The organism is Mycobacterium sp. SMC-4 (assembly GCF_025263265.1).
Lineage (GTDB): Bacteria > Actinomycetota > Actinomycetes > Mycobacteriales > Mycobacteriaceae > Mycobacterium.
Genome location: NZ_CP079869.1, coordinates 2,348,522 through 2,360,749, shown reverse-complemented (window position 1 = coordinate 2,360,749; position 12,228 = coordinate 2,348,522). Strand labels below are relative to the sequence as shown.

The following is a 12,228-nucleotide window of genomic DNA, read 5'->3' as shown; positions in this document are numbered from 1 at the left end:
TGGCCAGGACCTTGTCGCTGACCGCGACCATGCTATCGGGACGTGCTTCTAGCTCCCCAGACCAATGGGACTGTTGAGCCAGGGGTGTTCGATGTTGACCAGCCGCGCCAGGAACGCAACAGCACCGAGGAACCAGACTGTCACCACGACCACCACGGCGGTGAACAGCGCCCCGGCGATCTGAACCCACACGCCCTGGCTCTTGAACCAGGCCATGACCGCGTCATAGCGGACCCGGGCGTAGGCCAGCAGACGTCGTGCCCAGTCGAATTCGGTGGCCAAGATGCCCAACCCGACGAAGACGATGGGCCAGCCGGGACCCGGAAACGGGATGGCCACGATGCCGATCACCACGACCACCGTCCCAACCACGCCGATGGTGATGCGGTACCCCAAATCGACTGCGCGCCGCTTGCGTAGCCGGTCGCGCCAGCGCGCCCACCGGCGCGCCACACCCGGTCCGTCGGGGCTGCTCACGGTTGTCCTGGCTTGAGCGTCACGAACAGCGCGTGCGCCTCGGCCAGGACGTCCTTACCATCGAGCAGTTGACCGGACACGAAGATCTTGCGACCCACCGTGTCGTCGATTCCGGCCTCGATCTGGAAATCCTGCTCGATCCGCGCGATCTTGCGGTAGTCGACGTGAAGGAACGCGGTGCGCTGCGCCTGGTTGTGGCTGAGCTTGTAGGACGCCGCCCCCAGCAGCGAATCGAACAGGTGGGCCACCGCGCCACCGTGCGCAGCCCCGTTACGGCCGAGGTGGAACCGCCGGAACCGCGCGGTGCCGACCATCCGGTTGTCGTCGGTGACGTGCGTCATGTGCGGAACGGCGAGGACATTGCCGCGGTTGGGCAGGTCGGTGCGCCGGCCAGACGGCGACGACCATTCGTCGGCATCATAGGGAGCCAACATCTGCGCGGCCTCTTCGATCAGGTCGGCGGCTCGGGTGATGACCGCGTCGGGCGCATCCGCGGCTCGGGCGTGATCCTGCAGTGCACGCACGGCCTCAATGAAACGGCCGTAGTCGGGTCCGCCCTGGGTGGTCGGCAGCGGTGGATTGAAGCCTCCACCCAGGTGCGCATCGGATTCGTTGACGGTCACCAGCCCACCGTATGGGGTGTCGGTGGGTCGGGCAGCCCCGGCTTTGCCTCAGCGCGTCGGAGTCGGGACGGGTGGTGTCGCCCGGGCGCGATCGTGTCAAGCTGGCGGGATGAAGCTCAGTGAGCTCGCAGGACGACCACTGACCTACTCGCAGGTCGGTGCAACCGCCGGGCCTATGCCGACCGGTTACCGGCATCTGCGCGGATCGTCGATCATCGGTCATGGCCGTGAGCGCTTCGAGCAAGCCGCGGCGGCCGGCATGCGCTGGGGGATGCTGCGCGGGGCGGGATTGCGGGTGGAGGCGACCTCAGCGGTGGCCGAGGTCGGCGCCGAGGTGCTGGTGCACCTCGGTCCGGTGGTGGCACCCTGCCGGGTGGTCAACGTCATCGACGAAGTCGACCGACGGGGGTTCGCATACGGCACCCTGTCGGGCCATCCCGAATCCGGCGAAGAGATGTTCGCGGTGCGCTTCGATGCCGGGACCGGCGCCGTGTACGCCGAGGTGAGCGCTTTCTCTCGGCACGCCACCTGGTGGAGCAGGCTCGGCGCGCCGGCCACGTCGCTGATGCAGCGGATCGTCATGGCCCGCTATCTTCGCGCCCTTTGATGCCGGACACTGGCCTACACGCAGTTCAGTACCGATACCGGCGGTAACCTAGAGAACTGTTTGACGTGCGAGTAGGGACGGTGAGGGTGGACGAACCAACCCCGGTGGAGGTTGCACACTTGCGTGTGGCCGAGTTGGTGCAGGGTCTGCACGCCAGGAAAGACGACGACGCCGACAGCGTCATCGCCGAAATGGCCGAGCACGCCGCGATCGAGATTCCCGGCGCACAGTACGCCGGGATCACGTTGTCGAAGAGCTCGAAGCGCATCGAGACTCCTGCAGCGACCGCACACTGGCCGCTCCTGCTCGACAAGATCCAGCAGCGATACCTCGAAGGGCCGTGCCTGACGGCAGCCTGGGAGGAGAAGACGGTCCATGTCGCCGACTTGGAGGGCGACGAACGATTCCCGAATTACCGACGTGACGCGCTGGCCGAGACGCCGATCCGGTCGATCATGGCCTTCCAGTTGTTCATCGCCGGCGAGACGTTGGGGGCCCTGAACGTCTACGCCGAACAGCCACACGCGTTCGGACCGGAAGCACGCACGCTGGGGTTGATCTTCGCCGCGCATTCGTCGGTGGCTTGGAATTCAGCGCGACGAGACGAGCAGTTCCGTCGCGCGTTGGCCAGCCGTGACATCATCGGCCAAGCCAAGGGAATGGTGATGGAGCGCTATGGCGTCTCCGCCGTTCAAGCCTTCGACCTGCTGCGCAAATTGTCACAGGACTCCAATGTGCCGTTGATCCAAGTGGCCACCGACTTGGTGGCAGACGCCCAGTCGTCGAACGGGCAACGCGAAGCGCTCTGAACCGCACAGCAAAGGCGGGTGGTGGATTCGCCACCCGCCCTGCTGCTGTCGGCCCTCTAGTCGTTGCCCCAGCGCTCTCGCCCTGCAGGCACGGTCCCGGTGATCAACGCGCGTGGGATGTCCGCGTTGGCCACCGGAGAGGCCGAATCACCTTGCGTAGCTGACCAATCCGTTCCGATACAGATCAGGTCGGAGGGCACTGGGATCTCGTTGGGCAACGGGATCGGCAGACCCGGAATGGACGGGATATTCAGCGGTGGGGGCGACACCAGATTCGAGATGCCGGTGGCCACCAGCGGGGTCAGCGGATCCGGTGGCGCCGGTACTCCCACGGCTGCGGCACCCACAGCTCCCGGGGCTGGGGCGGGCGGCGGCGGCAGGACGCTGACCACAGACGACGCCGTATCCTGCACTGCCCGCAGGGCTCCAGGAGGAGTCAGCAGGTCAGCAACCGTCACCGAGCTACCCGGAGTTCCCGGGAGCGGCGAGCCTGGAACGCCGGTTCCCCCACCCGCCGACCCCGGCGGGGTCGGCGGCGTCGGCGGGGTTCCGCCGTCGATCGATACGTTCGCAGGCGACGACGGGATGGGTGGTGCCGGCGGCGTGGCCGCTTCACCCGGGACACTCGCCGAGGACGGCGGGACGGGAGGCACCGGCGGCGTGGCGTCTGCGACAGGTGCCCCCGCAGGGGTCCCCGGTGCCGGTGGCGTAGGCGGCGTCACCATGCCCACTGGGACATCTACTGCACCGCCGGGCGCCGGCGGCAGCGGCGGAGCAGCGACGCCGGCCTCTCCGAAGATCGGGGCACCCGGAGTGGGGCCCGCCGGAGGGACTGCGCCGACAGCGACGTCTGCACCGACTGCAGCGGGGGCCGGAGGTGCCCCCGAACCAACCGCACCAGCGGCGGCGTCGAGTGGCGCGCCGCCGCCAGGTCCGGCGGCACCGGCAGCACCCTCCATCGGCGCCCCCTCACCGGGCAGACCTGCGGGGGCACCCGCAACGCCGGCATCGCCGAAAATCGGTGCAGCCGGGGTGGGTGCCTCACCGACGACACCACCAGCGGCGCTCTCAATAGGGCCTCCAGGGACACCACCTGCGCCGGGCACGTCGACGCCCAGGGGTACGGCTGCGGGGGCATCGGGCGCACCCGGAGCCGGCGGTGTCGCTACACCGCCCTCCCCAAGCACCGGCGCACCCGGTGCGGGCGGAGCCGGCGGCGTGCCCACGCCAGCCTCGGTCACCACCGGGGCACCCGGCGCACCCGGAGCCGGCGGTGTCGCTACACCGCCCTCACCGAACACCGGCGCACCCGGTGCGGGCGGAGCCGGCGGCGTCACAAACTCAGCCTCCGTCGACACCGGAGCACCCGGCCCACCCGGAGCCGGCGGCGTCGCGATGTCGATCGACGAAGCACTCGGCGTACCCGGCCCACCCGGGGCCGGCGGCGTCGCGATGTCGATCGACGAAGCACTCGGCGTACCCGGCCCACCCGGAGCCGGCGGCGTCGCGATGTCGATCGACGAAGCACTCGGCGTACCCGGCACACCCGGAGCCGGCGGCGTCACAAACTCAGCCTCCGTCGACACCGGAGCACCCGGCCCACCCGGAGCCGGCGGCGTCGCGATGTCGATCGACGAAGCACTCGGCGTACCGGGCACACCCGGGGCCGGCGGCGTCGCGATGTCGATCGACGAAGCACTCGGCGTACCCGGCACACCCGGAGCCGGCGGCGTCACAAACTCAGCCTCAGTCGACACCGGAGCACCCGGCCCACCCGGAGCCGGAGGGGTTGCCAACTCCGTAGAAGACTCGACCGGGGCGGCTGGAGCGGGCGGAGCAGGCGGGGAGAACGTCTCCACCGTGGTCACCGACGGCTCGGCAGGAGCGGGCGGGGCCGGAGGAGAAAATGTCTCGATCGACGACTCGACCGGGACGCCCGGAGCCGGCGGCGCTGGGGGCGTCACACCACCCGACGAACCCTCAACCGGCACACCCGGAGCCGGCGGCGCAGGCGGCACCACACCACCCGACGAACCCTCAACCGGCACACCCGGAGCCGGCGGCGCAGGCGGCACCACACCACCCGACGAACCCTCAACCGGCACACCCGGAGCCGGCGGCGCAGGCGGCACCACACCACCCGACGAACCCTCAACCGGCACACCCGGAGCCGGCGGCGCAGGCGGCACCACACCACCCGACGAACCCTCAACCGGCACACCCGGAGCCGGCGGCGCAGGCGGCACCACACCACCCGACGAACCCTCAACCGGCACACCCGGAGCCGGCGGCGCAGGCGGCACCACACCACCCGACGAACCCTCAACCGGCACACCCGGAGCCGGCGGCGCAGGCGGCACCACACCACCCGACGAACCCTCAACCGGCACACCCGGAGCCGGCGGCGCAGGCGGCACCACACCACCCGACGAACCCTCAACCGGCACACCCGGAGCCGGCGGCGCAGGCGGCACCACACCACCCGACGAACCCTCAACCGGCACACCCGGAGCCGGCGGCGCAGGCGGCACGCCATCTCCCGCAGCTGCAGCAATAGGAGCGCCGGGCGCACCGGGCGAGGGAGGAACAGCACCGGCCTCGCCGATCACGGGGGCGCCCTCCACCGGACCAGGCATGGACGCACCCTCTCCGGGAGCGCCGGCGCCACCCACGCCACCAGGGCCGCCCGGTCCCCCTGGACCGGCCTCGCCGGCCTGACCGACGACCGGAGCACCGGAAGCCGGGGGCGCCGGTGGCGTCGCCGCAGCGACTGGAACAGCCGCCGGCCCACCGGGACCCGGCGGAACCGGAGGAACGACCGCACCCGCATCACCGACCACCGGCAGACCCGGCGCCGGCGGGGCCGGCGGTCCCGCACTGGCCACCGGCGTACCCACAGGCCCACCGGGACCCGGCGGAACCGGAGGAACAACCGCACCCGCATCACCGACCACCGGCAGACCCGGCGCCGGCGGGGCCGGCGGTCCCGCATCGGCCACCGGCGTACCCACAGGCCCACCAGGACCCGGCGGAACGGGCGGGATACCACCATCGACGGTGGTGACAACCGGTGCGCCGGGAGCCGGAGGCGCCGGCGGAGTGCTGCCGCCGCCCGAGCTCGACGCGGGTGTGCCGGGTGTCCCCGGCACTGGAGGAGTCGCGCCGCCCGTCGAGGTCGACGCCGAGGAGGGCGGGCTGGGTGGCACGGGAGGCGTCGACACCCGTGCCGAACTGGCAGGCGGGATCACCACCGGTGGAGTCGGCTGACCAGGTCCGGCAGTCAGGGACGAGGCGGCCTGCTGGAGCGCCTGAGGAATGTCGGCCGGGCGGGACACCATTTGCTGCAGAATGCCGACACAGGGCACGCCGCCACGGGTTGGCTGAGCGGCTGCCGTCGGGCTCAGCAGCGGGGCACTCAAGAACATCCCCGCGCTGCCCATCATGACAACGACGATGCCCTTCTTGGTCCGTGACATGCGCTCCCAGTCTTTCTGCGTCGTGCTGTGAATATCGCGTTCGCTTACTGGGCTTACTGAACCGACAATTTCTGAAATCACCGGCGCGACAATTTGTGCGTTATCCAACCGTTGCGAAGGAGAGGCGATCCCGTCATCGGTGAAACGCCATGACCTGGGGAAACACGTTTGTGCGTGAATTACATCGATGTGTCTTTGACGCGGCCGGAGGGCAGCGACGCGCGCCTTAGCAGACGGGTGCCACCTTCGGTGCAGACCTCACCGTCGCCGAGCCGGCCGCCTTCTCGGCGCGCTGTTGCAAGCTGGCCAGTCCGCTGGCGGTGAGGTCCTCGGAGGTACCGCATCCGTTGTCGGACACTTCGACCGCCGAATCGTCGTCGACGGTGACCACGACGCTCAGCGTTGATCATGGCGAATGACGTTGCTGACCGCTTCACGGCTCCCTGCCTCGGTATGGTCGGCCAGCACTGGTCGACCCCCGACAGCGGGCCGACGAACTGCGCCGACGGACGAATCTCAGCGCCTGAGAAATCTGCGATTGCCGCGTCAAGGCGTTGCCGCGACCGGGTCACGCCCGACGAACAGCCGTGAAGATCGACGATGGTCGCGTCGTCGGTGACACGCAGCGGCAGCACCAGCGCCGGGCACTGACCGCGCGCCCACCGCCGTCCCGACGGCGCGTGGCGAGGTCGACCTCACCCGCGCTCGCCGCCAGCCACTCGGCCATGGTGCATCACCTGGCCAACCGAACCTCGACAGCTGGTGACCATGGACCCTGGAATTGCCCTCCCCTGACGAGCATCGTTGATGGCACAGGCAATGGAGGCCACTATGTCACCCACCCGCGTCCCGTCCGAGGCTGTCGTCATCGACGCCTTGCGGTTGGCGTGCCGGGCGCCGTCACTGCATAACAGCCAGCCGTGGCGGTGGGTGGTGACCGACCAGTGTGTCGAGTTGTTCGCCGACCCTGCGCGACTGATGCGCGGAGCCGACAATTCGGGACGTGAGGCCTTGATCAGTTGTGGGGCGGCGCTTCACCATTTTCGCGTCGCGATGGCCGCGGCCGGGTGGGCCACCCCGGTGCACCGTTTCCCCGACGAACGTGACCGGCTGCATCTGGCCAGCGTCGAGTTCGCGCCGGTGGAGGCTGTCTCCGCCGAACAACAGCGTCGCGCCGATGCGATTTTGTTGCGGCACACCGAACGGGCACCGCTGGCGGCCCCTCACGATTGGGATCCGACCAGCGGGATTCTTCAGACTTTCACCTCCGCGCGCGCCGTCCGGGTCGACCATCTCACAGACGACGATCGGGCGACACTGTCGGAGGCTTCATTGCTCGCCGATCTGCTGCGCTCCGCCGACGCCTTCTACCAACAGGAATTGGCTTCGGCTACTGCCGGCTTCTCCGCCCAGGACGGAATACCTAGGGCCGCATTAGTTTCAGATGACCAACGGCAGCACGTCGACGTGGGCAGGACGTTCCGGGTCAACCCGATCCCCCAGCGGTACGGGCGCGTGGCCGACGACCGTGCGGCAGTTCTCCTCCTGTCGACCGTCGACGACTCGCACGACAGTGTTTTGCGCTGCGGCGAAACTCTGTCCGCAGTTCTGCTCGACGCCACCGCCGCCGGTATGGCGACGTGCACGGTCAGCCATGTCACCGAACTCTCCTCAGGCCGCGACGTTCTGGCGGCACTGGTGGGCAATCGGTCGATACCGCAGGTACTGGTGCGGGTAGGACGAGTCTCGATCCTGAAACCGCCGCCGCCGGCCACCCCACGCCGATCGGTCGATGATGTCGTCGAGATCCGCAGGGGCACAAGATGAACGTTCATGCCGGGAGCACGTGTGTCATTGTCGGCATCGACGGCTCCCCTTCCGCGGTCGACGCAGCACTGTGGGCCGTCGACGAAGCCGTGCTTTGCGACATCCCCCTGCGGCTGGTTTCAGTTATCGAACCCTCTGAGCGTGCCGCAGCTGATCCGCAGGACCAGGCCCGCCGGCTGGCCACGGCCGAACTGGCCGTCCGCTATGCGGTGGCAGCAGTGGAGTCCACCGAGCGGCCGGTCAAGATCGAGATCGAGATCCTGCACGGGGCCCCGGTACGCATGTTGCTTGAGGCTGCTCGGACCGCGACAACGCTCTGTGTGGGGGCGCGCGGGCTGCACCACGCGACGTGGGGACGGATCGGGTCGACCGCTGCGGCTCTGGCGGCCACGGCGCACTGCCCGGTGGCAGTTGTACGGGCACACCGCCCGCACAGCGCCGCGACGCGGGCAGTTGTCGCCGAGTTCACCGGTGACCCCGCCGGTACCGCCGTGGTCACCCGGGCACTCGAAGAGGCCCGTCGCCGCGGCACCGAGGTGCGCCTCATCGCACCTCCGCGGGTGTGCGCTCACATTCAGTCGCAGGGGTCGCGCCAGCTGTCGAAATGGTCGCGCGACTATCCCGACCTCGACGTGCGCCCGGTGTGCTGCAGTCATACGCTGGAGTACCTGCGCGCCCGAGCCGCATCGATACAACTGGTGGTGATCGGACGCGAACGCGCCGGCGGGGTCGGTGAGGTCGTCGGCGCGCCGGGCAATGCCGCCCTCCGCGACACCGATTGTTCAATACTGGTGGTGTGAATCGCACGAACATGCCCCCGTCGACATCTCGGCTCTGCGAGGTCGCCCCATGGTGAAGGTATTTCTGGTCGACGATCACGAGGTGGTCCGCCGGGGACTGATCGATCTTCTCGGCGCAGACCCCGACCTCGAGGTGGTCGGCGAAGCGGGGTCGGTTGCCGAAGCCCTGGCCCGAATACCCGCCACTCAACCTGAAGTCGCCGTCCTCGACGTCCGACTGCCCGACGGCAACGGCATCGAACTGTGCCGTGATCTGCTGTCCGAACTGCCCAACCTCCGGTGTCTGATGCTCACGTCCTTCACCTCCGATGAGGCGATGCTCGACGCGATCCTCGCCGGCGCCAGCGGTTATGTGGTCAAGGACATCAAGGGTATGGAGTTGGCGAAAGCGATCAAGGAGGTAGGTGCGGGTCGATCACTGCTGGACAATCGCGCTGCCGCCGCGCTGATGACGAAGTTGCGCAGTGATGGCGAGCGATCAGACCCGTTGTCCGAACTGACCGACCAGGAGCGCATCCTGCTCGATCTCCTTGGGGAGGGCCTGACCAACAAGCAGATCGCCGCACGGATGTTCCTTGCCGAGAAGACGGTCAAGAACTACGTGTCGCGGCTGTTGGCCAAGCTCGGCATGGAACGCCGAACCCAGGCTGCGGTGTTCGTATCCAAACTCGACCGGCACCGCCACTCCGACTGAAACGCGAGGCTCAGCCGATTGGCGCTCCGTCCAGCGCCGTCATGATCTCGGAGAGGTCCCGGCGCGGTGTCGACGGCAACGGGTCCGCGTTGACCGGCGCCCATCCGATGCGGAGCATGATCTGTGGATAGGCGTCGGCGCCGAAGACGTCGCTGCGGACCATCTCTCTCGTCTCGGCGACCTCGAGCGGTTCGGTTACAGGGCAGTTGGCCAGACCTTGGGCCGTCGCGGTCAGCATCACGACGCTGGCGGCCTCTCCGGCGCGCAGCTGCGACAGGCGATCGTCAGCCACTGTGCCCAAAGCCACCACCACCGAGTTCTCCTCGGTAGCGTCGACTCCGTCAGGCTGGGGCAACACCCCACCGGCAAATGAGCGCAGCGGAACCACACCTGTGCCGTTGGCGCCGGGAACACTGCGCGCGGGAACGCCGGCTGTCGAGGCGTAACGTCCGCTCCAGGTCGTCAGCTCCGCGAGATACTCGGGATCGGCGAGATGACGCGCAGCCGCCTCGGTTACCAGCTCTCTGAGGCCGTCCATGTCGTCGACGCGACGCAAAATGACACCCGCGCGGGCAGCACGGGCGCCCATCAGCGCGATATCCCCTCTGGGAACCGGCCATGAACTGTAATGACGACGGTCGGTGCGCCGGCGCGGAATCGCCGCAGCGAGCGTGACGTCGAGTTCGGCCGCCGGATACGGGTAGACCTCGAGCGCCGCGAGGTGATTGGGGTCAGCGGGGTTCGGCAGCCGGTGCAGCTTGGCCTGCCAGCCCAATGCGGCCAATGCCACCGCGCAATGGTTGAGTGCGGCACCACAACTCAACAGAAGGTCACGGCCGTCGGGGTCGATACGGGGCAACAACAGATCGGGCTTGGCGTAGAGGTGCAGACTGTGTTCGCCCACCCTCCATTGCCACGGCTGTGAGTTGTGCACCGACGGTGCCCGACCGGCCAACGCCAGCGCAGAGCGAAGTGTCTTGGCATCGGGGAAATGGGCACTCATGCCTCGTCCTCCCGTCGAAAGTCGTTCATCGCCTTTCAGGGTGCGCCGCATGTCGCGCCCGAACGAGAGCACAAAGACCTCTCCTGGCTACTCCAATTTCAACCAGACGGTGGCGTCGGGTGGGAGCACCTGCTCGACACCGGCCACCGAGGACAGCACCACCGTGGCGGAAGCGGGCAGCGCAACGCCGCAATCCCCGGTGTTGACCCAGCACTGGACACCGTCCCGCTCGAAGGCCGCAACATCGAGCGCGACGTCGAGCCAGCGGATCGCCCCGGCATCGCGCCACAACCTCGGACGAAGCTGCAGCGCACGTCGATACAGGTTCAGAGTGGAACCGGGGTCGCGGTCCTGTGCCTGCACGCTGTGTTCGGCCCAGTGCGGCGGCTGCGGTAGCCAAGTTACCGCGCCGCCATGGCTGGCGAATCCGTAGGGTATGTCAGTGTCGGTCCACGGCAACGGGATTCGACATCCGTCGCGACCAACATCGGTGAATCCGGACTGCACCCACGTCGGATCCTGGCGCAGCTCGTCGGGAAGGTCTTCGATCTCCTCGAGCGCCAGCTCCTCACCCTGGTAGACGTAGGCGGTGCCCGGCAACGCGAACTGGACCAGCGCCGCAGCGCGCGCGCGGCGTCGGCCGAGTTCGTGATCGGGGTCCTCGTCGGCCCAGCGCCCTCGCTCCCAGTCCGTTTCGATCAGGTGGACGGGCTGCGACCTGGCAAAACGCGTCACGGTTCGGGTCACGTCGTGATTGGACAGTACCCACGTCGGCGGTGCCCCTACCGATGCCGCGGCCTCGATGGCATCGTCGATGACGGCCCGGAGTACCTGCGCACGCCACGGAGTCCGCAGGAAGTCGAACTGGAAGGCGGTATGCAACTCGTCGGGCCGCAGGTAGCGGGCTAGTCGCGCATTGCCGTCGACCCACGCCTCGGCGATGAAGATGCGCTCAGGCGTGTAGCGGTCGGCCACCGCGCGCCACCCGCGATAGACGTCGTGAACGCCGTCCTGATCCCAGGCGGGGTGGCCCGCACGATCCTGGACCAGCGCCTGCGCCGAGGCCAGCGACTCGTCGGCGTCGGGTAATCCGGCCTGCTTGACCAGTCCATGAGCGACATCGATGCGAAATCCGTCGACTCCGCGGTCGAACCAGAAGGACAGGATGTCCTCGAATTCGGCGCGGACCTCCGGATGTTCCCAGTTGAGATCGGGCTGGCCGGGCGCAAACAGGTGCAGGTACCAGGAACCGTCGGCCACCCGCGTCCAGGCCGGGCCGCCGAACACGCTCTGCCAGTTGTTGGGCGGTTCGGCACCATCGGCGCCGCGCCCTGCCCGAAAGTGATAGCGCTGCCGGGCACCCGGTTGGTCAGCGAGCGCAGCACGGAACCACGCGTGCTGGTCGGAAGTGTGATTGGGCACGATGTCCAGCAGCACCCGGATACCGACTGCATGGGCGTCGGCGATCAGTTCCTGGGCCTCGGCCAGGCTGCCGTAGGCCGCGTCGATGTCGCGGTAGTCGGCAACGTCGTACCCGGCGTCGGCCATCGGCGACGGATACCACGGGTTGATCCACATGGCGTCGATGCCGAGGCCGGCCAGGTAGGGCAGGCGACTCCGCAAGCCGGCGATGTCACCGATGCCGTCCCCGTCTGCGTCGGCGAAGCTGCGGATGTAGACCTGGTAGACGACCGCGGTCTCCCACCACGACGGCTCTGCAGCGGGCACGACACTCCTCACCTTGCGCGAACTGTGAGCCACCAGCCTCGCGGGCTGCTCAGACTGTGTCAATTCGGTTATGCGCCCGCGCACCGCGGGCGTAATCACATGGCCACAAGCCTCTTTCATGGGGGTTCGATGCAGCGGTGATCGCGTCGTCTGCGGCCTCCGGTGCGGGCGGGGCTGGATGCGC

Annotated in this window: 13 protein-coding genes; 7 read left to right on the top strand and 6 right to left on the bottom strand. The window is 68.6% G+C overall.

Annotation, left to right across the window (positions count from 1 at the left end):
* Positions 1-48: 48 nt before the first annotated feature.
* The gene (locus KXD98_RS11495) at positions 49-477 is read right to left on the bottom strand and encodes a TIGR02611 family protein (protein ID WP_260764459.1); all 429 of its coding nucleotides are present in this window, start codon (positions 475-477) and stop codon (positions 49-51) included.
* Positions 474-1,103 carry a PaaI family thioesterase gene (locus KXD98_RS11490; protein WP_396883167.1) on the bottom strand — a complete coding sequence of 210 codons (630 nt, stop codon included), beginning with the start codon at positions 1,101-1,103 and terminating at the stop codon, positions 474-476. The genes KXD98_RS11495 and KXD98_RS11490 overlap by 4 nt, the downstream gene beginning before the upstream one ends.
* A 106-nt stretch (positions 1,104-1,209) precedes the next feature.
* Between KXD98_RS11490 and KXD98_RS11485 the strand changes: the two genes are divergently transcribed.
* Together KXD98_RS11485 and KXD98_RS11480 are read left to right on the top strand one after the other, a co-directional pair.
* Positions 1,210-1,707, top strand: coding sequence for a DUF1990 domain-containing protein (locus KXD98_RS11485; protein WP_260764457.1), 498 nt, complete (start codon positions 1,210-1,212; stop codon positions 1,705-1,707).
* A gap of 86 nt (positions 1,708-1,793) precedes the next feature.
* Entirely contained in the window at positions 1,794-2,516 is a 723-nt protein-coding gene (locus KXD98_RS11480) for a GAF and ANTAR domain-containing protein (RefSeq protein WP_260764456.1), read from the top strand.
* Between the two features lie 56 nt (positions 2,517-2,572).
* On the opposite strand, the gene KXD98_RS11475 is transcribed toward KXD98_RS11480, so the two are convergent.
* Positions 2,573-3,757 (bottom strand): hypothetical protein, encoded by a 1,185-nt coding sequence (locus tag KXD98_RS11475; RefSeq protein WP_260764455.1) that lies wholly within the window; start codon positions 3,755-3,757, stop codon positions 2,573-2,575.
* Between KXD98_RS11475 and KXD98_RS11470 the strand changes: the two genes are divergently transcribed.
* The gene (locus KXD98_RS11470) at positions 3,735-5,234 is read left to right on the top strand and encodes a hypothetical protein (RefSeq protein ID WP_260764454.1); all 1,500 of its coding nucleotides are present in this window, start codon (positions 3,735-3,737) and stop codon (positions 5,232-5,234) included. The two genes, KXD98_RS11475 and KXD98_RS11470, sit on opposite strands and share 23 nt — an antisense overlap.
* Before the next feature lie 342 nt (positions 5,235-5,576).
* Complete coding sequence (locus KXD98_RS11465; protein ID WP_260764453.1) at positions 5,577-5,783, top strand: hypothetical protein; 207 nt, start codon at positions 5,577-5,579, stop codon at positions 5,781-5,783.
* A gap of 435 nt (positions 5,784-6,218) precedes the next feature.
* Here KXD98_RS11465 and KXD98_RS11460 read toward each other — a convergent pair whose 3' ends face one another.
* Positions 6,219-6,383 carry a hypothetical protein gene (locus KXD98_RS11460; RefSeq protein ID WP_260764452.1) on the bottom strand — a complete coding sequence of 55 codons (165 nt, stop codon included), beginning with the start codon at positions 6,381-6,383 and terminating at the stop codon, positions 6,219-6,221.
* Positions 6,384-6,823: 440 nt separating this feature from the next.
* On the opposite strand from KXD98_RS11460, the gene KXD98_RS11455 reads away from it, so the two are divergent.
* The 3 genes from KXD98_RS11455 to dosR are packed head-to-tail and all read left to right on the top strand — an operon-like array spanning position 6,824 to position 9,313.
* A complete protein-coding gene (locus tag KXD98_RS11455; protein WP_260764451.1) occupies positions 6,824-7,819 on the top strand; it encodes an Acg family FMN-binding oxidoreductase in 996 nt (331 codons plus the stop codon).
* Positions 7,816-8,619, top strand: coding sequence for a universal stress protein (locus tag KXD98_RS11450; RefSeq protein ID WP_260764450.1), 804 nt, complete (start codon positions 7,816-7,818; stop codon positions 8,617-8,619). Before KXD98_RS11455 ends, KXD98_RS11450 begins: the two co-directional genes overlap by 4 nt.
* A gap of 49 nt (positions 8,620-8,668) precedes the next feature.
* Positions 8,669-9,313, top strand: coding sequence for a hypoxia response regulator transcription factor DosR/DevR (gene dosR, locus KXD98_RS11445; protein ID WP_260764449.1), 645 nt, complete (start codon positions 8,669-8,671; stop codon positions 9,311-9,313).
* 10 nt (positions 9,314-9,323) lie between these two features.
* Here the strand turns inward: dosR and KXD98_RS11440 are convergent, their stop codons facing one another.
* Together KXD98_RS11440 and KXD98_RS11435 are read right to left on the bottom strand one after the other, a co-directional pair.
* Positions 9,324-10,316, bottom strand: a complete 993-nt coding sequence (locus KXD98_RS11440; protein ID WP_260764448.1) for an Acg family FMN-binding oxidoreductase — start codon at positions 10,314-10,316, stop codon at positions 9,324-9,326.
* Positions 10,317-10,403: 87 nt separating this feature from the next.
* Complete coding sequence (locus KXD98_RS11435; RefSeq protein WP_396882922.1) at positions 10,404-12,077, bottom strand: glycoside hydrolase family 13 protein; 1,674 nt, start codon at positions 12,075-12,077, stop codon at positions 10,404-10,406.
* Positions 12,078-12,228 lie beyond the last annotated feature (151 nt).

Bases quoted from the DNA above. Each gene is read 5' to 3' on its own strand.
- KXD98_RS11485 (WP_260764457.1), top strand. From the start codon at position 1,210: ATGAAGCTCAGTGAGCTCGCAGGACGACCACTGACCTACTCGCAGGTC.
- KXD98_RS11455 (WP_260764451.1), top strand. From the start codon at position 6,824: ATGTCACCCACCCGCGTCCCGTCCGAGGCTGTCGTCATCGACGCCTTG.
- KXD98_RS11450 (WP_260764450.1), top strand. From the start codon at position 7,816: ATGAACGTTCATGCCGGGAGCACGTGTGTCATTGTCGGCATCGACGGC.
- dosR (WP_260764449.1), top strand. From the start codon at position 8,669: ATGGTGAAGGTATTTCTGGTCGACGATCACGAGGTGGTCCGCCGGGGA.
- KXD98_RS11440 (WP_260764448.1), bottom strand. From the start codon at position 10,316: ATGAGTGCCCATTTCCCCGATGCCAAGACACTTCGCTCTGCGCTGGCG.